A 369-nucleotide genomic window follows, 5' to 3' on the forward strand; every position below is an offset into this window, starting at 1 on the left:
GCCACCGCCGCGACGACGACGCACAGCGCGGCAGTGGTCGCCAGGCCCACGGTGAAGCTCGTGCCGGCCGCGATGAAGCCGACCACGAGCGAGCCGAGCCCGGTGCCCGTGTCGAACCCGATGTTCCAGACGGCGCTGGCGACGCTGCGCTCCCGGTCGGGCACGGCGGCGAACGCGGTGACCAGCGTGAGGTTCTGCAGGCTGCCGTAGGAGACGCCCACGAGCGTCATGCCCACCACGAGCCAGGCCGCGCCTGGGCCCGAGCCGGTGATCGACCAGCCGCACAGCGCCAGGGGCCGCCGCGCAGAGCAGCAGGAGCGGCGGCACGAACCGGCTGGGGCCCGTACCGGTCGGCCAGGCCGCCGACGA

The 369-nt window shown here is 75.1% G+C and carries 1 pseudogene; it reads right to left on the bottom strand.

The features are described 5' to 3' along the window. Positions 1–230: pseudogene (locus PROKR_RS36680) on the bottom strand (MFS transporter); the annotation flags it as partial. Between the last annotated feature and the right edge of the window lie 139 nt (positions 231–369).

It is taken from the genome of Promicromonospora kroppenstedtii DSM 19349 (assembly GCF_000515355.1).
GTDB lineage: Bacteria > Actinomycetota > Actinomycetes > Actinomycetales > Cellulomonadaceae > Promicromonospora > Promicromonospora kroppenstedtii.